Below are 23,542 nucleotides of genomic sequence, written 5' to 3' on the forward strand. Positions count from 1 at the left end.
TTCGTTCTCGTCTGTCTTTAGGGTCTCGAGAGTTCGTCCTCGAGGTCGAAGAGCTCTCTGACGTAAGGATGGCTGTTCGTTTTCCGGAGATTCGAGGTGGTGAGGATATCGCAGAGGAGCCCGTCTTTCATGACAGCGATCCTGTGACACACGTTTTTAAGGACGCCCAGGTCGTGGGAGATCATGAGGATCGAGATACCTTTTCGGATGTGGATGTCCAGGAGGAGCTCCAGTATGTGGTTTCGTGTCCCCACATCCAGAGCCGATACGGCCTCGTCGCAGATGAGGAGCTTGGGCTGCACCGATATGGCTCGGGCGATGGCGACACGCTGACATTGACCGGTACTGAGCTCGGGGGGTCTGCGGTCATGGAGCTCGGCTGGTATGCCCGCCTCGATCAGGAACCGCTGGGCAGCGGGGGCTATGGCCGACCTTTGGCACAGTTTGAGGTATCCCAGAGGCTCTCCTGCCAGATCTGTCGCTTTTCTTCTGGGGTTCAGACACCCCCGGCCGTCCTGGAAGACGAGTTGTATTGCTCGTTTCAGTTCTCGCCTGTCCTTGGCTCGTTTCCCCTGTATCTCCATTCCGTCCAAGAGGATGGACCCCGACTCGCATCTCTCAAGGCCGACGATGCACCGTGCCAGGGTGGATTTTCCGCATCCGCTTTCTCCCAGAATTCCCACAATCTCTCCGGTCTGAACTGACAGGGAAAATCCTTTCAGAGCTGGCTTTTTTTGCCCCGGGTATGTCTTCTCGAGTTTTTCGATCCGAAGCAGGGGGGGCTCATCGCCACCTGGAGGCCGTGTGGTGACATGGGGAAAGATGGCTCCCTTGCCGAGGAGTTCTTTGGTGTAGGGCGACCGTGCTGAGGCTAGGATGTCGTCCAGTCGGCCTCTGTCCTGGACCTCTCCATCGTCCAGAACCAGAAGGCTGTCCGCTGCCAAGCGGGCTGCCCGGATGTCGTGAGTTATGAAAAGGATGGCACTTCCCAGTTTTTTTCTTGTTTTCTCAAGGAGGCGAAGGACCTCCATCTGACTTACGATGTCCAGCGCCGAGGTTACCTCGTCGGCGATGAGCACCCTGGGTCTCAGACAGAGGGACAGAGCGATGCATACCCGTTGAGCCATTCCTCCAGAGAGCTCAAAAGAGTGGGCTCTCAGAACCTTCTCCGTGTTCGTGAAGTTCATGTGAGCCAGATATTGCTGTGCCACGTCGTCCGTCTCTGACTCAGAACAGATTCCGTGGAACAGAAGGGTTTCCTTGAAATGGGACCGAACGGTTTTCATGGGATTCAGAGCTTGCTGAGCATCCTGGAAGATGTGACCAATTGCTGTCCCTCGGATTTTCAGCCAGGGGGCTGCTTTACCCGATAAGTCCAGGGTTTTGCCCCCGATATGAAGGAGACCTCGGACCTGTGCCGATGGCGGTAACAGACCGGTGATGGCTTTGAGCACGGTGGATTTTCCCGATCCGCTCTGGCCTATAATGGACAGACATTCCCCTCTGTTCAGAGAGAAAGACAGATCCTGGACAGCTGGAGTCATCGAACCTCCGTATCGGACATGCAGGTTTTTCAGCCTCATCACGGGGTCTTGCACATGTGAGATCTCAGCTTTCATGGACGTTGCCTCCCATCTTGTGATCGATTTTCGGGAAGCACGGGGATCTCGAAGGGGTCAAATCGGTCCCGCATCCCCTCGCCTATGAGGTTAAGGGCCAATACGGTGAGAAAGATACAGAGGGTCGGACCGAGGAGCATGTGAGGAGCCCTGAAAAAATAGGCCTTGCTGTCAGCGAGCATGCTCCCCCACTCGGGTGCCGGAGGTTTGGAGCCAAGGCCGAAAAAGGACAGGGCCGAGATGGAAATTATCAGGCTGCCCAGCTCGAATGTCCCGAGAACTACGGCCTGGCCTACGACACGGGGAAAAATTTCCCGACGGATGATTGTCATGGTAGATGCTCCAAGAATTTTTGCAGCGGACACGTCGACGTCGTTTTTCGAGTTAAGGGCGATGCTTCTGGCCAGCCTGGCAAAGGGAACCCACCATACCGAAACGATGGTGAGGAGAAGATGAAAAAATCCGGTCCCAAATAGGGCCGTCACGATGATCGCCAGTACGATGAACGGAAAGGCCATGAGGGTGTCGACGAGTCGCATAAGAATCGTCTCCACAATACCTCCGTACATTCCGGCGATCATTCCTACTGAGCAGCCGATGGCCATGGCTACCAGAAGAGCGGATATTGAGGCCGTCAGAGTAGCACGGCCACCGTGAAGTAAGCGGGACAGGATGTCCCGTCCGAAGGCGTCTGTTCCCAAAAGATGGGCCGTCGACGGTGGCTTGAGCCTGTTCATCGGTTCCTGCTCCACGGGATCGTAGGGGGACAGAGTGCCTGCCAAAGTCACCGCCAAAAGGACGATGGCGAAAAGGACCAGCCCCGCTTTCAGAGTGTAGGGCATTGCCGTCCAGGATCTCATCGTTCGGAGCTCTCCTTTTGTGCGTTGTTCAATCGGGGATCGGCGGCAAAACAGATCACATCCACACCGTAGTTAACGGTAATCACCATGACGAGCATGACCAAGCCATATCCCTGGATCACGGGGTAGTCGTGAAGCATGATGCTGTCCAATGCGTATTTACCAACCCCCGGCCAGGAAAAGATGTTCTCCACGATCACCGCCCCCCCAAGCTGGCTGGTGAGGGACATGGCGGTCATGGTGATAAGGGGGAGAAGGGTGTTCCTGAAGGCGTTGCGGACAATCTGGCTCCGTCCCATCCCTCGAGCGATGGTGGAGGCGATATACGTTTTCCCGAACTCCTGAAGCATGTTGGCCCGCATGACTCGGATCAAGGGCGGCGACGAGATCGTTCCCAGGGTGATCGCCGGAAGCCACAATCTCGTCCATCCAGCGGAGTTGCTGATCTCGTAGATCTGTCGGATTACCCCAAAGTAGTAGAGGAGGAAAAGCCCCAGAGCGAATGCCGGAATGGCTGCCAGGACGACGCAGAGAATTCGGATTGCCTGGTCCGTCGGTTGTCCTCGATGAGTGGCTGAGGCCGTTCCCAGGGAGACACCCAGTAAGACCTGGAGAGCCAGAGCGGGAAGAGAGAGGAGCAGTGTGGCCGGGATACGGTCCAGAAGTTCATCGCTCACCGGCCGCTTTGTAAAGATGGAGGTCCCCAGATCAAGTTGTGAGACCCGTTTCAGCCAGACCCAGTACTGAATCGGCAGCGGTGAGTTAAGGTGAAGCTCCTCTCTCATCTCTTCATAGCGTTTTTCGTACAGAGTTGTATCGGTCATGGGCACTTCAGGGTCTCCCAGGAGGAGTTTTACCGGGTCGCCTGGAGCGAGGTGGATCAGGAAGAAGAGGAGAAAGCTCGAAAAAAAGAGCGTGAGACAAAATTCGACGGTTTTTTTCGCCAGAATACCTATCTGCATGGAGCTTCTCCTCTCGTTTGATTCATGAGTATTTTCTGCGTTTCGGAAACGATTTTTTAATTATTCAAAATAAAGGTTGGCATTGATCCCATTTTCAAATTGGCGGAAGTGTTTCACGTACCCCTTGAGATTTCGTCGAGTTGCTGTGGTCTCAATTCTGCTGCATACGTAAATGGCAGGACATTGCTTCGCTACATGAGCATTGATCTCGACGGCGAGCTCTCGACGCTGCTTTTCACTGGAGGCTACCCGAAGTTTTTCGAGCAACGAGTTCGTTCTCATATCGTTATATTTTCCGTAATTGGCTCCTCCGGTAGGGGCGAACTGTCCACATAGAAGAGAATACTCATCGCCAAAGCTCTGCCAGGCCTCGATGAAAGCGTCCCATTCTCCGGTATCCCGAGCAGCCTGAATAAGACTGTAATCTCCATGTTGCACCCGAGCTTTGACGCCAAGCTTTGTCCATTGATGCTGTATTGCCTCTCCCAGAGTCTTATCCTGTCCCCAGGTCATGAGTGTGATGGAAAGATCCTGACCGTCTTTATGCCGGAATCCATCTTTGCCCATTTTCCATCCTGCTTCATCCAGGAGCTTACCGGATTTTTGGGGGTCAAAGTGTGTATAGACATCGCTTTTATGATCTCGGTACCTTGGATTTGAACTGAGCCATGTAGTCAGTGGAAGACCAAGTCCTTCTGTTCCTAAAAGCGATATTTCCTGGCGGTTCAGTCCCCAGGCAAGAGCCTGACGAACTCGAATATCTTTGAGGATAGGGTTTTGTAAGTTCAGATATATCGTCTGAGTACTGGCAGCAGCAGTTATGTTTAAAACTACATCTTTGTTATTTTTTAACTGGGCGACGCTTTCATTGGAGATATGGAAGACCATGTCAGCTCGTCCGCTCATAATCGCCAGGGTTCTGGTTTCAGGGTCGGAGATCTCCTCGTGAATTATTCTGGGAATGGTGGGCTTTTTGCCGTAATAGTTGGGATTGATCTCCAGAATCATCCGCTGTTTTGGCTCGAAGGCGACGACCTTGTACATACCGCTCATGTCCATGGTCTCGACCGAATTGTGAGCCGCCTTGCTGTTGAAGATACACAGCTCCATATACGACAGATTGAGCGGAACGAACTGATTGGTCCTGGTCGTCGTCACCTGGAGGGTCCAACGATCCAGGGCTTTGAATTTCAGGTCTTTAAGGAATGGCAGGGCTCTTGTGTTTGTTTCTCTGGATCGCTCCAGAGAACCGATGACGGCCTCTGCATCGATAGCTGCACCGCTCCAGAACTTCCCCTCTGGACGGAGATATATTTCCCACGTATATTCGTCGATTTGTTTCGAGCCTCTGGCGAGACATGGCTGAATCTGTCCCTCGGGATCGGCCTTGAAAAGGGGTTCTGCGGCTCCGTTTTTGATGTAGTGGTTAGAGCCCGGATAATAGGACGGGTCGGGACTGCTCGCGATTTCCCGTTCGACTAACACCAGTTCCTGCTTGCCGCCGTTTTTCCCGGCAATTGCTGGTTGTATCGCTGCTAAAATGGCGAAGACGGCACACAGGCCTCGTACGGTAAAGCTGTTCACTATAGATTCCTCCCTATGTTGTCAATTTTCGGAGGGCGTCATGCCTTCCGTTCTCTCATGATCCAGATCCTTGCTGAGCACAAATCCCACCACTGCCAGGGCCCCGATAATGCAGAAGACGGCCCATGGCAGGAGAGGCGTGTGATGGATCTGTGCCATGTCGAACAGGAATCCTCCCAGTATCGCCCCTCCGCCGCTGCCCACAGCGAAGCTCATAGCGTTGAATCCCAGGTAGAGCCCTGTCGTTCCCTTTTCTGCCAGGTTGATGGCCATACTTTGCTGGTTAGGTCGGGCCAGGAGCATCCCCACTGTGTAGACGGCAACCAGGCAGAGAAAAACTCTCGTCGTCGGGATGAACGGTGTGATTGCCAGAGCTGCTGAGATGACGACAGTCCCCATGACGATGATCTGACGGGGCGTGTGGGTCCTGAGCAGACGGGAAACCAGAGGATACTGCAGTATAGCAGTTACAGCTGCGTATACCGAGTACATCCAGCTTACGCTCTCTGGAGCTCCCGAGATCTGTCGTATCCGCAGGGGAAAGGTGATGTCAATCTGGGAAGCGGCGAGCCAGAAAATTGACATCAGAGCGACAAAGCGGATGTATCTCCGATCTCTTTTAAGGATTTTCAGGGATCGCCCTACAGAGAGGGGGTTCGTCTTGGGCCGTATGGACGGGAGCCACACCAGGGAGATGACGGCATTGACGAAGAAACATCCTGCGGCTCCGAAGCAGACGGCCTTGAAGTCCAGGACAAGCAGCAGAGCTCCCAGAAGGGGGCCAACCGTGGATGCCACCCCGACCAGGGTATTGTTCATGGAGAAGTACCGGGAACGGTTCTCCGGCGTCGTCAGAGCGGCGATGGCTGCCTGGTAGGGGGTCTCGAAGGCGACCCCTCCAAGACCGATGAAGATCATGGCGACCAAAAGGGACGGAAAGCTCTGCGCGAAAGCGAGAAAGGCAAACCCCACCGTACGCATGAGCATGCCCAGGGTGACGAGGAGCTTCACATCATTCCGATCGGCCAGGATCCCCCCCAGAAGGGCCAGACCCTGCTGAGAAAATTTACGAAGGGCCAAGGCGCCCCCTACGGCTGTCGCGGCGAAGCCCAGGTCACCAACGTAGTGGCCTATGACCAGGGGCATGATCATCTCGAAGCCCGTGACCATGAAAAAAGTGAAGGTCAGGAGAACGACGAAACTCCGACGATTTTCGGTCATGGGTGTTCGAAACGGAGATTCACCCTTTTCAGGGCCGACTCTGCGTGATATCTGGCCTCCATACCCAGAGGGTCCACCGTCAGGACGTGCCCCAGGTATGAAGCGTTGTCCACAGCTTTATGAACGACGGTTCCTGTCAGATCCTCCATGGACCATCGGTGGACATGGGGTGCCCTGGCCATGACGTCAATGCCGGACATCTCCTTGATGATGCCCCATCCGTTCGGAACGAGAAAAGCCACAGCCGCACTCGTCGTGCCGGTATTACGTCGTTCGACCACGGGACGCTGTCCCAGGGAGAGATCGACGAAAGCCTTCAGAATGTCCACCCCTGTGACGATTTCCACCAGCTCGGCGATGTAGTTTCCTGCAGGTCTCACGTTGATCTCTACGATCTTTGGCCCATTTGCCGTCAGTTTAATCTCCGTATGTGCTACCCCATACTCGAACTGGAGGGCCTGGAGTACCGAGTTGACGTAGTCCATGACTGTTTGCTCTACATTGGGCTCAAGAGGAGCGGGAAACATATGACCGTCCTCGATAAAACGGGGACTTCCCGTCACCGACTTGTCCGTTATACCCAGGGTCGTTGGTTGTCCTCTGGATATAACGGTTTCCACACTGAATTCAGGGCCATCCAGGTACTCCTCCAGGAGTATAAGCCTCTCTCGGGGCTGATCCCGAAAGTTGACGGTAAAGGCTTCCAGGGCCGCAAAGGCGTCCTGAAGCTCGCGCTCGTCGTGAATCAGTCGGACGAAAGCGCTGGAGGCCAGATCGACGGGCTTGATAACCAGCGGGTAGCTGAGACGATTAGCCGACGCTTTCGTCTCGTCCCAGCAGGAGCACAGGGCATGCTGAACATTGGGAATTCCTGTCCTGTCGAGGGTTGCTCTCAGAATATCCTTTCGCCTGATATTCTTCACTCCCTGGGGAAAGGGGCAAGGCAGCCCCATGGAGCGGGATACTTCTACAGTCGTTTCGATGTAGTAATCGCAGATGGTTATGACCCCGTCAAAACGACGTCCCCTCACGGCATCCAGGATCTGACGAACGTCGTTGGTCTCCACAGAGAGAATCTCATCGGCCAGCGCCAGAACGGGGTGAGGAGTTCCGTCATGATCTGTGCCGTAGTGATTGGGAGATCGGGTCGCCAGAACGTAGCTGTGTCCCATCTCCTTGATTCTCTGAGGCAGAAGCCTTCCATTGGCACCTACCCAACTCTCGAGCATAAGCAGACGAGACACGGGGAATCCTCCTTCATCACGAATCACGACGAAATCGCTGATATGGCCGCCATGAGATAAGTTCGATAGCTAAAACTTGAGTGTTATAATAACCGAATTGAGGGGCACGAGTACAACGGAAAAAATCGATGGCCCCAAGGGAAAAAATGATGGGAGAGGTGAGGGATGAACACCGAGGTCTTGGGCACGTTTCTGGCGGTCATTGAGAGCGGCAGTTTCACCCGAGCGGCCAGGAGGATGAATCTCTCTCAATCGGCGGTGTCGAGCCGGATTGCCGCCCTGGAACATAAGGTAGGGCAGCCCCTCTTCGTCCGCCGTCACGATAGGGTCGATCTGACCCCTGCGGGGCAGGGCCTGGTCCCCTATGCGAGGCGAATGATCGCTCTGGAGGAGCAGGCTCTTAAGAGTCTGGATATTGTCTGTCCTCTCGAGCGTCTGGTGGTGGCGTCGGTCCACACGTATTACGATTTTTTTCTGAGGCCGATCCTGGATGGATATCGGGAGCGCTACCCGGCCAGATCGACACGGGTCGTTCTGAAACACTCCAGAGAGGTCATCAACGGTGTCCTGGATGGTCGGTATGACGTGGGATACTCCCATCATCCGGTTCGATCACCGGGGATCCTCTGTCGAAAGGTGGCCTCAGACGAGCTCCTTCTCCTGCATCGGGATCCTCGATATGGTCGAGGAGTCACCGTGGCCGATTTACGCCGTATGCCCCTGGTTTACTCGGAGTTTCTGGATACTCCGGTGGCTGAGGAGCTCTTCGGGAAGCCCTTTCTTTTCGAGTTGGAGATCGACGTAGGATCCAAGGTGCTCCCCTACATCAGGGAGCAAGACCGGATCAGCATGCTGCCTCGCCGGATGGTGCAGGACCTGCTTGACTCCGGGGAGCTCTTTTCGATTCCCACTCTCGATTTTCTCCTGCCGCCCCTGGAGTATTTTCTCCTGTATGATGAAGCCAAGGGCTTCGGTGTTCCCGTTCGGGATTGGCTTCAGGTCTAGGATACCCATATCTCAGAACTCGTTTGTGTCTCTTGAGCATGCCTGGGTGATGAGGGGCTTTGATTGCCTCCCCCCCTCCTTCTTGCGTCCTGTCGCGATAAAGATGTATTATAGTAGCAGCGGAGTGTCTTTGGGATTTGTTTGATATACGAGAGGAGGCCCAGGGGAATGAAGAGAAGAATATGGAGTGCAGCAATGATGGTCTGTCTGGTGGTGCTTGGGGGAGCGTTGCCCGCGAGCGCTCGATACATGTTGGTTGGCATCGATGGCAAGGTAACCTGGAACGAGCAGGGGGTCATGGAGTCCTTGCCGCCCGGTGCGGACAAGATTCAGATTTTTGACATAGCCAAGGGGGGCACCGAGCCCCAGCAGGTGACCGTTTTGGAGTTGTCTAACTCTATCTATGGCCCACCGACGAACATGGCCATCACAAAGGACGAACGTCTGGCCTTGGTGGCCAATTCTGTCGAGTGGGTTCAGAAAGATGGCAAGTGGACGGCATCTCCCGGAAGGGAGATCTATGTCATTGATATGGAGGCTACCCCGCCGAAACGGATTGCCACGGTTACGGGAGACCTTCAGCCTTCCGGTATGGCCGTCAATAGAGCTGGAACTCTGGCCCTTGTGGCCAATCGTAAGGGCCATTCAGTAACGGTCTTTTCCATAGAAGGAAAGAGCGTGTCGTTGGTGGGCACCGTTTCCATGGGAGATGAGGTTGCTGCTGTATCGATCTCTCCAGATGGCAGCAAGGCCTGGGTGGTCAAGAACAAGGCCCATAAGTTGGCACTGCTTAGCATCGAAGGGACCAAGGTCGCCCCGACCGGTTTTGAGATTCCCGTTCTGTGGCCGTACAACGTGGACATGACCCCCGACGGTGCCCTGGCGTTTTGCTGTGATATGGGAGGTCCCGGAGGATCGTCGGGCCACGTGGACACCGTCTCGGTCATCGATATGACCCAGAATCCTCCTCGAGTGGTCGATCGTGTGGTGACCGGTGACGGCCCCGAAGGCTTTGCCGTCTCTCCCGATGGCTCGTATCTCGCTACGGTCAACATTCGGGGAAGCAACGTGGACCATGGCTCCTGGCTTTACCACAAAAAGGGGACCGTATCCCTTCTCAAGATCGACGGAAAGTCTCTCACCAAGGTGGACGAAGTTGAGGTAGAAGCAATGCCCGAGGGAGTTGTCTGGAGTCCTGATGGCGTGTGGATGTACGTTGGCAACTTCCTGGACAAGAACATGTCGGTCCTGAAGGTGGAGGAGGGGCGTCTTGTGAACACGGGGAAAACCATACCCCTGGCGGGAGGCCCCGCCTCCATGTGTGGCCCTGTGAAATAATCGATCTGATAGTATAGAGGGCTGTAATCCTTTGAGTATGAGGGAAACAGCGCTTCCACTCAAGGAGAGAAGAAGCGCTGTTTCTCTCTTTTTTCGTTTGATTTTTTGTTTTATTCTCCATCAGGGAAAATGAGCTGTCTATAGGCGGTGATGTCTCTCCTGGCTCTGTCCTGCTCATCTGTGCTTGCGCATTCCTATGCTATACTAAATTATCATGGGATGTTAGAAAAACCATCGTATGCAGGATGTCCATACGGTCTCGAAGGAGCGTGCTGTGAATGAAGCGTAAAGTTCTCTTGATCTGTTGTGTTTTTATCTGTTTTGTTCTGGGGGACTCTTCGGCGTGGAGCTCTCCCGTTAATGAAAACTCAGCCCAGGCTGCCCAGAGTGAAAAGCCTGATGTTGACGATTTACGTCCTCTTTCGTCCGACACAGTGGAGGTTTGCCGTCAGGTGACCATAGGGGGGCAGTCAATTGCCTACGAGGCCCAAAGCGAGCGGATGCCTCTGTTCGACGACGAGGGACGCCTCGTGGCGTGGGTGTTTTACGTGGCCTACACGAGGCTTAACCAGGGTTCGGTCCATCGTCCTGTAGCCTTTGTCTTCAACGGAGGACCGGGAGCGTCGTCCCTGTTTCTGCATATGGGAGCCTTGGGGCCCATGTGCGTCAAGACCTTGCCCGATGGGATCGGCCTTCCCAAACCGCCGTATCTGGTGGAGGAGAACCCCGACTCCCTGCTAGATCAGGCTGATCTGGTCTTTATCGACCCCGTCGGGACCGGCTTTTCAAGAGCGGAGGACCATGAAAAAGGTCCTCGGTTCTGGGGGGTTGAGGAAGATGCTGAGTGGGTGTCGCAGTTTCTCAGGATGTATCTCACGAGGGAGAAACGCTGGGGGGTGCCGGTGTACCTGATCGGAGAGAGCTACGGCGGCATGCGTGCGACCGAGATGGCCCCGATCCTTATGGAAAAGGGGATCATGCCGTCGGGGTTGGTCCTTATCTCCCCGGCCGTGAGCTATGGGGAGCTGATATGTGATGATTCCAATAGCAGGCCCTTTATCCATACTTTGCCAGTCATGGCTGCAGCGGCCTGGTATCATGGTCGACTGTCCGATGACCTGCAAGGGATGCCCCTGGATCGCCTGCTCACTGAGGTTCACTCTTGGGCCAACGGCCCGTATCTCTCGGCCCTCTGGGCGGGCAATGGGTTGTCTCAGGACGAGTTTGACGCTGTGGTGACCCGACTAGCTCGATATACAGCCATGCCTGAGAGCCTGATCCGGCGGTGTAATCTCAAGATACCTTCAAACGAGTTTGTAGCCGAATTGCTCCTGGACCGCAAGGAGTATTTGAGCCAATACGACGTTCGGGTCACCTCTCCCGGTGGATGGGGCAACTACGAAAAAGACCCCATGTTTACCCTGACGGGGGCTCCTTACTACACGGCCTTTATGGCCTACCTTCAGGAGTATTTGCAGTTTGACACGGATCAGGAGTATCGTACTTTCAGTAAAGCTGCTCGGAGAGACTGGGATTTTGAATCCGGGCAGCAGAAGGAAGTCGGGTATCCGAACACGGTGAGCTCTCTAGCGCAGGCCATGCGGCGAAACGAGCACTTTCGGGTGTTCGTAGCTATGGGGGTGTACGATATGGTCTGTTGTCCTGACTCTGTGCTCTATAGTCTGGGCCGTCTTGACGTACCTCGGGAGCGTCTTCTTCGCAACATAACGGTTCGGAGCTACGACGGTGGACACATGATGTACACTAACCCGAAGGCCCGTTCAGCTCTGAAGGCCGATCTCAGTCGCTTCCTTCAGGAGAAATGACATGCGCCTCCTTCTCCTTTTCATCGTCCTGGTCCTGCCTCTGGGCATGACCCTTTTGCTCGGTCGACGACGGGGCAAACGGTGTTGGAAAGGATGCCACGGATGTGGACTCTGTCGAGGCGATGCCAAAAATAAAGAACCAGGCTGGAGGGGGCGTTGAGCCCCTTCTTTTTTTATGGCACCAGCACGGTTATACGATTTAGCTGATCGATGATGAGTTTCCTGGAACGTGATATGGCAGATTGGCTTCTACATCTAAAGTTGAGAGTATGGAGTGCCCAAGAACTTGTGGTTCGTATCCCCCATAGAACATGAAAAAGTACGAGCCCTCCACTCGTAATGGGATTGATCTGAGGGCAACATAATGGACGCCCTAGGGTACAATATAAGGGATATTAGGCGGTTTGACGCACCGAGGAGGAACGATGCATGTCTGAAATGATCTATGGCCTGGAGCTGGAGTACAAGAGGTGGCGGGCTCTTATGGGGGAGATAGGAGAGCAGTCCTACCGGGCGGACCAGATTTGCCAGTGGATATACAAAAAAAAAGTTTTTGACGTCCATAGGATGACGAACCTGTCCAAGGGGCTTCGGGAAAAACTGGAGCCTCGGCTGTACGTTCAGCCGCCCTTTGCCGCCGAAGTTCAAACCTCTTCTGACGGGACGGTCAAGTTTTTATGGCGTTTTCTGGACGGCCAATCGGTGGAATCGGTCCTTATGGACCACGGAAACCACCATACTGCCTGTCTCTCGACTCAGGTGGGATGCCCTCTCACCTGTGATTTCTGTGCCACTGGGCGACAGGGATTTGTTCGGAATCTCACGGTCGGGGAGATCGTCGGTCACTTTTTAGCTATGGAGTCCTGGCTGGGGCAGGACATCAGGAATGTCGTCTTCATGGGGATGGGAGAACCTTTCCTGAACTGGGATAACCTTCGAGAGGCTATCGAGATACTGATTCATCCCAAGATGCGGAACATGGGAATTCGGCGCATCACCATCTCAACCTCCGGCGTCGTCCCTGGTGTTCTCTCCCTGGCCGACTCGGGGCTGGACGTGGGCTTGTCGTTGTCTCTTCATGCCCCCAACGACGAGATTCGCTCACGGCTCATGCCGGTGAACGAGCGGTATCCCCTGGGGCAGGTTATGGAGGCTCTGGCGATCTACCAAAAAAAAACGGGACGGCGAATAACCGTGGAATATGTCATGCTCAAACACGTCAACGACGAACCCGCCCATGCCTATGAGATGGTCGCTCTTCTGGCGGATCTGGACGTGTACGTCAACCTGATTCCCTATAACCCCGTGGTTAAACGGTACGCTCGTCCGTCGGCCAGTCGAATCAATCCCTTCATGGCAATTCTCCGGGAGCTTGGGCTTGAGGTAGAGCTTCGAAAGGAGAAGGGAAGCGACATCGACGCTGCCTGTGGTCAGCTTCGGGGGGGGCGGAGTTGATATGGCCTGGCGGGCTCATTTCGACGGTGGTTCCAGAGGAAATCCCGGCGTTGCCGGGGCAGGTGCCGTTCTCTACGACGACGCAGGTCTTCTCGTCTGGCGGGGAAGCCGCCCTCTGGGCCGGGGCACCAACAACGAGGCCGAATATGAAGGCGCCATCATGGCCGTAGAGGAGGCTGCCCGTCGAGGTCTCAAAGAAATAACCCTCTGTGGTGACAGTAAGCTGGTGATTCAACAACTCTCCGGGGTCTGGAAAATCAAGGAACCTCGCCTTCAGGTTCTGGCTGAGCGTTTTCGTCGGATTGCCTCCGGTATAGCGATATCCTATCGCTGGATTGCCAGAGCCGAAAATGACGAGGCTGATCGAATGGCGAACCAGGCCATGGACGATATAGTTGGGGAATCGATCAAAAAAGAGAGTAAAGAAGTTGATCAATACTGCTCTTTTGAGGCTGTAACGATCTCGGATACTACGGGGCGCTTTGAGGTTGATCTTCGCGGTCGCCGATGCTCCTGCCCCGTCTGGGAGGCCGAAGGAGACTGTCCCCATCTTAGGGCTTGCCAGAGAGCCGGTTTGTTGCCTTCTCGGTGATCTTCTCCACCGACGGCTTAAAAGGCCCCGCCAGGAAAAAGCGGGGCCTTTTTGTGCGTGTTGTTTAATAAAACTGTACTGATTGGTGACGAAGACGTTATATCACCAGCCACCGCCACCGCCACCGCCACCACCACCACCAGAAGATCCTCCTCCACCGGAGAAGCCCGACGAGGATCCGGGGGGCGTCGCAGCTGAGGCCGCAGCGCTGGCGAAGGACTGGCCCAGCGACGAGGCGAAGTCTCCCATAGAGGCGATGTATATTGGAGCAGTCCCCGAATACCAGTGGGGACTGTAGCGTCCCTCTCCATTGGTGGTCGCTGCTCGGGCCAGAACTGCTTCGAAGGCTTCGCCCCAGTGTTGTTCAAGGCCGAGAGCCAGTGCGTAGGGAAGGTAGCGCTCGAAGAGCTCGGGTGTCCTCTCTGGGGGGTTCAGGGCGTTGAGACGCTCCTCCTCGGTGGTCTGGAGGTACATGGCGAATCCGTCGATCTTGTCCATGAGTCGTCGTCCCAGGATCGTTGGGGCCTTCATCAATGGGTAGAAGACGGGGGGAATAAGGGCCATGATAGGCACGCACATGGCGCAGATCGGCGAGAGGATTGACGGGAGCACGATAGCGATCCCAATGATCAGGATCGTTGCTTCTCCGAACAGGAACAAGATGCTGATGCACAGGAGCAGAGCCTTGAATCCCTGCCGCATATTCCACTGCTGTCGGACCCTTCGGATCAGTTTAACGAAAGTAAGACCGAAGATGTTCGTTATCACCAGGGCAATAACCGTACTCGTTGCCGCTGCCATCATCTCCCCTCGTCCTCGAGCAAAAAGGAGGATCGACAAGGCGATAATCACGACCATGATGCTGAATCCCATAACGGTGTAGAACACGTTTTTCTTATACAACAGATCGTCATATCGGGCGCCCAAGGTATCTGACAGGCTTTTCTGAGCCTCTGCCAACGTCTCGCTCTCGGATTTTTTAAGAGGAACAACCGTCTTCGATGCGAACAGCGTCTCGTAGAGGTACTGTTCTTCTGGGGGAAGAGGGGGCATTTGTTGGGTTTTCTCGGTCTGTATCAGCTCATATTTATTGAAGAGTCGGCCTTCCTGGGCGATGGTCAGATATCCTTTCACGGCCAGGGAGATCAGGGCAGCGGAAAAGGCCCGGTCGTCGAAGCCCATGTTTTGTATCTGTCGAACTGCTGCCGGTGAGAGATCCTCGGGAGGGGAGAACAGGGGGACGATGGTCCCTTTACGGGGGTCTCGTCCAACGTACATCCAGGCGATCACAAAAAAGATAAAACCAACGATAGTTGCAAGAGCATACCCCAGGTCCAAGCCGTGATCGTCCAGAAAATAGGCTCCCGAGGACGGCGGCTTCACATATCCTTTGGGCCAGCTGACGGCGACGGTGAGCCCCTCACGGGCTGCCAGTGAGTGGGTCGTCTCAAACGTGGCTGTCGTGTCGTTGGCTTTCATAGTGGCTTTTTTGTCTCGGGATCCTTGGACGCCTGTCCATGCACTAGTCTGGAGGACATCTGCTCCTTGGGGCAGATGGATGGTACACGATGCCTTCTTGATGGGAAAGGCCCAGCCGTTGCCCGTGACGTTCCAGTACAGCTCGTCGTAGTTCTCAAAAAAACCGATCTGGCGTTCGGTCGTGTAGGAGATGGTGTAGCGATGCTTCCCTGGTTTGAGGAGAACGCTGGGATTGCCGATCTTGATCCGAATTCCGTTGGAGAGGTCCTCAATGGCCCATCGCTCGGGGTGGCCATCTCGGGTTACCTCAAGAACACTCAGAGGAGTACGGATACTTCGACCTGATGAGTTTTTGTAGAGGGTGGGAATATCTCGAAATATCCCTCGCCGGATCGATCGTCCTTCAGCTACAACAGCGATGGTCTCGGTGACCTGGATCAATCCCTCAGGTTGAATCCCTATCTCGCTGTGAAAACTGGAGATCTCCTCGGCCCCAAAAGCGGGAGCGAGACAAACCAGCAATGTGGTGACGAACCCAATCAACGAACGATCAAATGACCTTTTCAAGTACGATCTTCGAACGCATAAGATGCCCTTCACGGGCAATCACCTCCTTCTTACTTTGGCTGTTTGCCTTTAAATTTATCTAAGGCTAAGATGCACATGCTATATTTATTGAATCGATTACGAGAGCAAAACATGTCGTACTTGATCGAAGGGAGTGATGCAGGAATGATACTGGTAACGGGAGGGGCTGGCTACATCGGCAGCCACACGGTCTTGGCTCTCAACGAGGTGGGGTACGGTGGTGTTCGATAACCTTGAGCGGGGCCATATGGATCTGGACTATGGCACGGCTTTTGTACGAGGAGACCTTCGAAAGCTGGATCATGCCCAGGCTGTTTTCAGAGAATATCCCATAGAAGGAGTTGTCCACTTTGTCGCCAGCAGCCTGTTTGGCCAAACTCTGGGACTGCCATCGCCGTCGGTTTGGTAGGTTTTGGGTTCTATTGATACTTAAAGCTAAGGTATTATGGGTCAAGACACGTTTATCTGTCTGAGGGCCACTGTTCGATGTTGTCCTTGGAGGCGATAGTCTGTTGAGAAACAGCGAATACGGTGATGCGGATGAGAGGTGTTGTATGACGACCTTTTCTGAAGAAGGAGGTGAAACGGTTGTCTGTAACGGTCAGGGATATACTAAGGATGTCTGAGCTCATCGATGTACGCCTTCTGGCTGGTCGTGAGGGGCTCGACAGAGGCGTTTCAAATGTCAATGTGATGGAGGCTCCCGATATCGTCCGATGGCTTCATGGAGGGGAGTTCATTCTGACGTCTGCGTATGCCTTTCGTGACGACCCTGGGGCCATGCTGCCTCTTTGCAGGCAGATGAAGGATGCTGGTGTCTCCGCTTTTGGTATCAAGCCAAAACGTTTTCTATCGGAAATACCAGAGGAGTTGCTCTCCTTAGCTGAAGAAATTTCATTGCCCATCATTGAATTGCCTTCTCATTTAGCTTTCGGTGATGTTATCTTTCCTGTTCTCTCTAAAATAGTGGGGGAAAGTGTGGGGGATATCCGTTTTTCCGAGGCGATTCTCCGTTCTTTGTATACTTTAATGGCTGCAGGAGGAACCATGCACCAGATACTCTACACGGTACGAAATTTTTTGCGTGTTGGAGTTGCCTACCTTGATCTCATTGCCAGAGACCGGTATGTATGTTCTTCCTCAGGTCCCTTTGAGGATGAGATTCATAGTGATACGATCCAGCATTTGACCCAGAAATATGTCGCCGAAGCCATAATTCTTTCGGGAGTTATTTATGGCTATATCGTCGTGGATATCGATCGGGAGTTAGCGCTGGACAGACAGAGGGCTATAGTCCTGGAGCATGCTAAGAGTGCGGTTCTCGTGTGTGTTCAGCGTGAGATGGCAGCCAGAGAGACGGAACGCCGATACCGGGATGAGTTCATTCAGGATCTCCTTTTTAAAAATATCCGTTTTGAACGGGAGCTTTGGGCGAGGGCCGAGCGTTTTGACTGGGATTTCAGAGGTCCTTTCCAAACGGTCATTGTAGACATAGATAATTACAAGATATGTATTGGAGATGCCAATACAAGCCCGGTCTGTTCCGATCTCGAAAGCAGAAGAGAGCGGATAATCACGTTGGCTATAGATATTATGAGATCCCATTACCGTAAGATCCCGTACACGACCATGAGTGATATGGTGGTTTTTCTTCTCCCTTTAGGTAAAAAAGACAGCGGAGTTTATGAGTCTCTAGAAGACGTACTGCCTAAACTTCGGGCTATGATCAAAGAGCAGACAAATTTCTCTGTTACGATCGGTATAGGTGCCCCTAAGGAGAGCTGTTTCCTCTGTCACGAGAGCTATGATGAGGCAAGGGAGGCTATCAACACCATACGTCCTCTGCTCGGGGGGGATCGGGATGTTTATTGGAGACGAATGGGTATGTATGCCATTTTGGCCAAGATCAGCACCCTTCCCGAATCCGAGAGGTTCTACAGGGAGCAGCTTGGAGCGGTTCTCCAAACAGAAGGACGGGCAAGGGACGATCTCCTGGCTACGTTGGCGGCCCTGTCCGAAAATAACTGGTCTCTGCGAAAGACAGCGATGTCTCTTTGTATTCACTACAATACCCTTCGCTATAGGCTTGATAAGCTCCGTGAGCTTATGGGGTCCGATATGGACTCTGGAGAGGAGCGGCTCAGCATCGCTCTGGCTCTGAAATTATATACTCTTGCCAAAGAACGACGATTGAAATAGTCGTTTTCATTTCTCTAAGAGGTTTGTGTGTTCGGTAGAGAACTTTTAGTTCTCTACCGAACTTTTTTTTATAACTACGCCACGATGTTTTGGGAGGGGGTCAAAAATACAATTTAAGTGTTTCAGGAAAGGAGATACCCATGGGACGAGTGGTATCCAGAGAAAGAATATGGAGGGATATCGAGGCCATTGGCAGTTTTGGGAGGGGGGATGCTCCGGGGAGAACCAGTTTTTCTTACAGTGATCAAGACGTGGTAGCCAGGCGCTACCTCACTGAACAGATGCGGGAGCTTGGCATGAGTATCTCTGCAGACGGTGTCGGAAATATCAGAGGTCGTCTGAACGGTTCTGACGGTTCTCTTGCGCCTGTTATGAGCGGTTCTCATATCGATTCCGTCGCTTGTGGTGGTGATTACGATGGAGTCGTTGGGGTTGTCGCCGCGCTTGAGGTTGCCCGGTGTATCGCAGAACGAAAAATTGAGTTGCTCAGGCCATATGAGGTTGCGATTTTTTCTGAGGAAGAAGGTTCAAATTTTGGAGTGACCTGTGCAGGAAGCAAGGTCATGACCGGGGCTCTGGATGTTGAAGGCATAAAAAAAATAAAAGATGCTGATAATGTGTCTATGTACGACAGATGTATAGAAAGGGGTTTCGATCCCGAGTCTCTCCATTCGGGAAGAGTTATGCCTGGACAGATCCACGGGATGGTGGAGCTCCATATAGAGCAGAGCGTTCTTTTGGAATCTCAGGCAATGCAGATAGGAGTGGTTCAATCCATCGCCGGGCTTTGCCAATGTAAGTTGACCTTTCGAGGTACGGCAAATCATGCTGGCTCGACCCCTATGAATTTGAGGCAAGACGCTCTTGTGGGGGCTTCCCGGTTTGTTGTGGAGTTAGAAAAACTGGTCCGGGATGATCCTTCTCCGTCCGTAGTAGGTACGGTCGGGGCTATCCAGTGCGAGCCTAACGCTTCAAACGTTATACCTGGAATTGTGATCATTTCTCTGGACGTGAGGGATGTTTTTCCAGATGCGATTGATCGGGTCATTGACGTCTGTCAGGAAAGAGCTCGTTTGATAGCTGTGGAAAAGGGGCTGGACTGTTCCTTTGAAATTTTGGGCAGACAAAGTCCCGTCGCTCTATCGCCTAAGATATGCAAGATGATATCGGAATGTTCAGATGCAAAGGGCCTCCGATGGATGCCGATGAACAGTGGGGCGGTACATGATTCGGTTTTATTGAGCTCAGTTACGGAGACAGGGTTGATTTTTGTCCCAAGCAAAGCGGGGAAAAGCCATTGCCCCGATGAATATACCGACATGGACGAGATTGCTGATGGAGCGGAGGTCCTTCTGTCAACAATTGTAGCTTTGGCTAACAGCTGAATATAAGCGGAGGTGCAAGTATGGGGTATCCTAAGGATTTTCTCGAAACCCGGGCAGTGGTGCATCATGGAGCGTATGCGGTTATACCGCCGGAAGGGAGGGTTGTCAACGTTATACCTGGCTTTGAGGGCTTCACCACAACGATTATTGCTTCACCGAAGATGGGGGCAAGTTTTGTCCAGTACATTTCCAAGGTATCCCCTGGGGCGAAAACGACAGTCCCTTTTGGAGGAAATGGTGTTGAGACTTTTGTGTACTTTATGGACGGTGAAGGCGAACTTACCGTAGGAAGTCGGGGCGAAGAGCATATCCTTCAACAGGGAGGCTATCTTTTCTCGCCGGAAGATAGTCCAATATCGATTAAAAATGACTCCAGGGGGACAATGCGCATTCTCCTGTACAAACAGAGGTACATCTCCATTGATGGTCATGAAGCCAGGGTTGTGTGTGGCAACGTGAACGATATTCCTGAAGAGATTTATGACGAAATGGAGAACGTGTTTATTCAAGACCTTCTGCCCAAGGATCTGGGGTTCGACGTCAATTTTCACGTTTTGTCCTTTGAGCCTGATGGCTGTCACCCTTTTGTCGAGACCCACGTTCAGGAGCATGGGGCGTACATCACCCAGGGGCAGGGGATTTACATGTTAGGTGAGGATTGGGTTCAGGTAAAGAAAGAGGACTTTATATGGTTTGGCCCCTTTGTCCAGCAGGCTGTCTATGCTACTGGTAGAGAGCGGCTTAGTTATATTTATTCGAAAGATTTCAACAGAGATGTAGATATTTAGAATATAGGGGTGAGAGAAATGTCGTTTACCGAAAAAATCTATCGTGATGAAGATGTCGATCTTGGAGTTTTAAAGGGGAAGACCGTCGGTATTATCGGATATGGAAGCCAGGGCTATGCACAGGCGAACAATCTTAGAGACAGTGGCGTGGATGTCATTATTGGAGCAGGCGACAGGCGTTTTCATAGTGGTTGGGATAAAGCCGAAAAAGATGGCTTTACCGTTATGTCTATAGAGGACGCGGTGAAGAAAAGTGACGTTGTTCATATCCTGCTGCAGGACCCCGCTCAGCCGGAGGTCTACTATTCCTCTGTCCATGCGAATCTGAAGAAAGGCCAAACCCTGAGTTTCGCCCACGGTTTTGCCATACTGTACGGAACCATCAAGCCCCCGAAAGATGTGGATGTGGTGTTATTCGTTCCCAACGGACCGGGGCCGGTGGTGAGGCAGAAATACTTGAATGGCTCAGGGATTTACGGTTGCGTTGCAGTTGACCAGGATGTCACCGGCAAGGCTGCCGAGATTGCTCTCGCCATAGCCAAAGGTGTCGGCAGCACGAGGGTTGGAACTATCCTGATGTCTTTTCAGCACGAAACCGAAGGGGATAACTTTGAGGAACAGGTCCTTTATGGCGGAGCCATTCATCTTATGAGAGGCATATACAAGGTCATGACCGAAAATGGCTACCCGAAATCCTTTGCGTACGCTAAAGCGATTCGATCAATTCGATCCATCATCGATGATATCGATGAGGTTGGTATAGAGGCCTATCTGACCGGTCGAGCGAGCAGAACCTGTGAGTTTGCCGTGAGGACATCTGGTCCCAGAGTTGTTAACTACGACGAAATTCAAAAGATATTCGAAGAAACTGAAAGAGGCGAGTTTGCCAAAAGGTGGCTTCTTGAGTTCAGCCAGGGCATGCCGGTTTTAAACCGTATGAGACGGACTTGGCAAGACTCGGATATGGAGGCAACAGGAATAGAATTCAGAAAGCGGTTTGGTCTTTCTTAGCAGCTTTAATCTGTTCGAGTTGACGAAAGGAAGTGTTCCGTTTGGCAATTACCTCTGATTTTGCGCCGTCATGCATCGCTGCAGAGATGGAAGCGACAGAACTTCGCGGGAAGAATCTTGAATTTCTTACGGATCTTTCCAAGGAACGATATAACCATCTCTTTAAAGTAGCTGAGATGCTTGAGCCTTTTTGGAGAACTGGCCTGAAACTTATGTCGGGAAAGGTTTTGGGGGCGCTCTTCTTTCAGCCTTCGACCAGAACCAGATTCAGTACCGAGTTGGCTATGATCCGTCTGGGCGGAGGGGTTCTTTCCGAGTCCAATCCCGGGAAAAGTTCGTCCGCTGCTAAGGGAGAGAGTTTGGCTGATCACCTCAGAACCGTCTCTCAGTACGCCAATATCATAGGCTTGCGGCATCCTGACTACTCTGTAGTATCTGAAGCGCTCTCCTACGCTGATGTCCCTGTGATCAGCTGCGGTTGGGGAGATGTAACTCATCCAACCCAGGGCTTGCTGGATATGTACACTGCATATAGAGCCTTTGGTGGTTTCGATGGGCTGAGGGTATGCATCGCTTCATCCGACCTTTCCAGAGCGAGAAGTGGTCACTCCTTCGCTATGGGCTTGGCAATCATGGGAGCGGAAATCGTCTATGTGGGGCTCAAGGAAAATCCCATCCCCTCTGCTGTGCGAGAAAGGTTAGAGGCTGCAGGCGCTCGTTTGGAGGAGCACTACGACATTTCAAATGCTGAGTTTATGGACGTGATGGCGACGACGCATCTTTGTTATTTACCGGGGTGCAGTGTGCCTAAGGATAATCCCGATGCAAGAAACGCTTTTATGAATAAAATAAAAGAGTTTTATATCACCTTGGATAACCTCAATTCTATAAAGAAAAAGGCCGGTCGTTCTATAGGTGTTATGCACTCCCTGCCCAGAAACTCGGTCGAGTTCGATTACGCCATTGATCACAGTGAGTTCGAGCTGTACTTCAAGCAGTTGGCCTTTAGCGTCCCGATACGTATGGCGCTGGTAGCTTCTATGGTTGGCATTTAGATTTAGCAACGGCGGTGCATTTTCTGAAGTCTGGAGCATCATGCTATGAGGAGGTGTTTGTATGTTGTTACGACAGGGAATTAGGAAGACTTGTGTTTTTGCTTTGGTGCTTGCTTTGATGGCTAGTGCGGGGGCCTGCTTTGGGGTTCAAAAAACGTTGAAGATAGGCGTTTTGGGTGTTATGAGTGGTCCTGCGGCGTCGTGGGGATTGGTGAATCGTTATTGTGCTGAAGCAAGGGCTAATATCATCAACAAAAGTGGCGGTTTTGAAATAGGAGGAGACAAATACCTTATTAAAATCGTTGCCATTGATGATCGCAACGACCCCAAGGTCGCTGTGGCAGGAGCAGAACGTCTTATCTATGAAGAAAAAATACATTACATCATAGGTCCTAATATTGACCCAACCTCCATGGCGGTTCAGCCTATCCTTGAAAAGGGTAAGGCCATGAATATACCATATTCTTTTTCGAAGAGTTTATACAGCCCTCCTGCAAGTAACTCGATCCTTGGAATGATCGCCTCCTATCAGGGTGGACCGGTTATATACAAATATCTCCAGGAAAAAGCGGGTATTAAGAGTATTGCCTTTGTTGCTCGAAATGACGCCGAGTCTCTTAACCAAAGAGATGAGGGAATTGCTGCAGCTGAAAAATTAGGTCTCACGGTACTGTCTGGAAGAGATACGTATGAGACTGGTACGACGGATTTCTTCCCTGTAATGTCCAGTGTCGTTGCCAAGAATCCAGATCTACTCGTCTTGTCGGGGGCCGCTCCTTCTGATACTCCGTTGCTGATCAAGGCTGCTCGAGAGCTTGGATTTAAGGGCAAAATGAGCACGGAAACGGCTCAGGACGCAAAAGTTATCTCTGAACTTGCAGGCGATGCTGCAAACGGATTTATCTGCGTTGGCGGGGCAAGTACGCCAGAAATCAGAAGTAAGGAAATGGAAGATTTCGCAAAGGAATACGAGAAAATTGCCGGAGAATGGAACGATGAGGCGGGCACCAAGGTCTATGCTCTCGATATGTTCCTGTATACCCTGAGGGCGGCTGGGCCGGAGGCCATCAATGATATTGAGCTTTTTAAGAAGCAGATTAATAAGTTTTCTATGCCCAATCCCTACCTCAAGGATCATCGTCCCCTTCACTATGTCGGAGCTGGATATTTTAATCAGAAACGCCAGATTTCTGTTCCTATCGTCGTGAACGTGTATGAAAATGGTGACTTTAAAACTCTGTTTGTTGGGGACATTGATCGGTAGTAGCTCAGTCTTGTAATCTCAAAAAAGGGGAGGCTTCGATTTGTGAAGGCCTCCCCTTGTTTCGAGA

Annotated in this window: 19 protein-coding genes; 12 read left to right on the forward strand and 7 right to left on the reverse strand. The window is 52.5% G+C overall.

What is annotated here, in order from left to right; translation table 11 throughout:
- Positions 1-17: 17 nt before the first annotated feature.
- The 6 genes from CSA35_05770 to CSA35_05795 are packed head-to-tail and all read right to left on the reverse strand — an operon-like array spanning position 18 to position 7,490.
- Positions 18-1,619, reverse strand: a complete 1,602-nt coding sequence (locus tag CSA35_05770; GenBank protein ID PIE54451.1) for a glutathione ABC transporter ATP-binding protein — start codon at positions 1,617-1,619, stop codon at positions 18-20.
- Positions 1,616-2,479, reverse strand: coding sequence for a peptide ABC transporter permease (locus tag CSA35_05775; GenBank protein ID PIE54452.1), 864 nt, complete (start codon positions 2,477-2,479; stop codon positions 1,616-1,618). The genes CSA35_05770 and CSA35_05775 overlap by 4 nt, the downstream gene beginning before the upstream one ends.
- Positions 2,476-3,441, reverse strand: a complete 966-nt coding sequence (locus tag CSA35_05780; protein PIE54453.1) for a sodium:proton antiporter — start codon at positions 3,439-3,441, stop codon at positions 2,476-2,478. The genes CSA35_05775 and CSA35_05780 overlap by 4 nt, the downstream gene beginning before the upstream one ends.
- Before the next feature lie 60 nt (positions 3,442-3,501).
- Positions 3,502-5,028, reverse strand: a complete 1,527-nt coding sequence (locus CSA35_05785) for an ABC transporter substrate-binding protein (protein PIE54454.1) — start codon at positions 5,026-5,028, stop codon at positions 3,502-3,504.
- A gap of 18 nt (positions 5,029-5,046) precedes the next feature.
- Positions 5,047-6,246 carry an MFS transporter gene (locus tag CSA35_05790; GenBank protein PIE54455.1) on the reverse strand — a complete coding sequence of 400 codons (1,200 nt, stop codon included), beginning with the start codon at positions 6,244-6,246 and terminating at the stop codon, positions 5,047-5,049.
- A complete protein-coding gene (locus tag CSA35_05795; protein PIE54456.1) occupies positions 6,243-7,490 on the reverse strand; it encodes a carboxylate--amine ligase in 1,248 nt (415 codons plus the stop codon). Before CSA35_05795 ends, CSA35_05790 begins: the two co-directional genes overlap by 4 nt.
- A gap of 165 nt (positions 7,491-7,655) precedes the next feature.
- On the opposite strand from CSA35_05795, the gene CSA35_05800 reads away from it, so the two are divergent.
- The 5 genes from CSA35_05800 to CSA35_05820 all read left to right on the forward strand — a co-directional run bounded on the left by CSA35_05800 (position 7,656) and on the right by CSA35_05820 (position 13,706).
- On the forward strand, positions 7,656-8,495 hold the full coding sequence (locus tag CSA35_05800) for a hypothetical protein (GenBank protein ID PIE54457.1): 840 nt from the start codon (positions 7,656-7,658) through the stop codon (positions 8,493-8,495).
- Positions 8,496-8,663: 168 nt separating this feature from the next.
- The gene (locus tag CSA35_05805; GenBank protein ID PIE54458.1) at positions 8,664-9,833 is read left to right on the forward strand and encodes a hypothetical protein; all 1,170 of its coding nucleotides are present in this window, start codon (positions 8,664-8,666) and stop codon (positions 9,831-9,833) included.
- A gap of 278 nt (positions 9,834-10,111) precedes the next feature.
- On the forward strand, positions 10,112-11,659 hold the full coding sequence (locus CSA35_05810) for a hypothetical protein (GenBank protein PIE54459.1): 1,548 nt from the start codon (positions 10,112-10,114) through the stop codon (positions 11,657-11,659).
- A gap of 429 nt (positions 11,660-12,088) precedes the next feature.
- Positions 12,089-13,114: a 23S rRNA (adenine(2503)-C(2))-methyltransferase RlmN gene (rlmN, locus tag CSA35_05815; GenBank protein ID PIE54460.1), complete on the forward strand. Its 1,026-nt coding sequence runs from the start codon at positions 12,089-12,091 to the stop codon at positions 13,112-13,114.
- 1 nt (position 13,115) lies between these two features.
- Complete coding sequence (locus CSA35_05820) at positions 13,116-13,706, forward strand: hypothetical protein (GenBank protein PIE54461.1); 591 nt, start codon at positions 13,116-13,118, stop codon at positions 13,704-13,706.
- Between the two features lie 102 nt (positions 13,707-13,808).
- Here the strand turns inward: CSA35_05820 and CSA35_05825 are convergent, their stop codons facing one another.
- On the reverse strand, positions 13,809-15,791 hold the full coding sequence (locus CSA35_05825; protein PIE54462.1) for a hypothetical protein: 1,983 nt from the start codon (positions 15,789-15,791) through the stop codon (positions 13,809-13,811).
- A gap of 202 nt (positions 15,792-15,993) precedes the next feature.
- On the opposite strand from CSA35_05825, the gene CSA35_05830 reads away from it, so the two are divergent.
- From CSA35_05830 to CSA35_05860, 7 genes are all read left to right on the forward strand, one after another.
- A complete protein-coding gene (locus CSA35_05830) occupies positions 15,994-16,182 on the forward strand; it encodes a hypothetical protein (protein PIE54463.1) in 189 nt (62 codons plus the stop codon).
- A gap of 179 nt (positions 16,183-16,361) precedes the next feature.
- Positions 16,362-17,972, forward strand: coding sequence for a transcriptional regulator (locus tag CSA35_05835; protein ID PIE54464.1), 1,611 nt, complete (start codon positions 16,362-16,364; stop codon positions 17,970-17,972).
- Between the two features lie 140 nt (positions 17,973-18,112).
- Complete coding sequence (locus CSA35_05840; GenBank protein ID PIE54465.1) at positions 18,113-19,357, forward strand: Zn-dependent hydrolase; 1,245 nt, start codon at positions 18,113-18,115, stop codon at positions 19,355-19,357.
- Positions 19,358-19,377: 20 nt separating this feature from the next.
- Entirely contained in the window at positions 19,378-20,145 is a 768-nt protein-coding gene (locus tag CSA35_05845; GenBank protein ID PIE54466.1) for a (S)-ureidoglycine aminohydrolase, read from the forward strand.
- 18 nt (positions 20,146-20,163) lie between these two features.
- Positions 20,164-21,156 (forward strand): ketol-acid reductoisomerase, encoded by a 993-nt coding sequence (gene ilvC / locus CSA35_05850; GenBank protein PIE54467.1) that lies wholly within the window; start codon positions 20,164-20,166, stop codon positions 21,154-21,156.
- Between the two features lie 41 nt (positions 21,157-21,197).
- The gene (locus tag CSA35_05855; GenBank protein PIE54468.1) at positions 21,198-22,211 is read left to right on the forward strand and encodes an aspartate carbamoyltransferase; all 1,014 of its coding nucleotides are present in this window, start codon (positions 21,198-21,200) and stop codon (positions 22,209-22,211) included.
- Positions 22,212-22,272: 61 nt separating this feature from the next.
- Entirely contained in the window at positions 22,273-23,475 is a 1,203-nt protein-coding gene (locus CSA35_05860; GenBank protein ID PIE54469.1) for a branched-chain amino acid ABC transporter substrate-binding protein, read from the forward strand.
- Positions 23,476-23,542: the final 67 nt, after the last annotated feature.

This window comes from Dethiosulfovibrio peptidovorans (assembly GCA_002748665.1).
GTDB lineage: Bacteria > Synergistota > Synergistia > Synergistales > Dethiosulfovibrionaceae > Dethiosulfovibrio > Dethiosulfovibrio peptidovorans_A.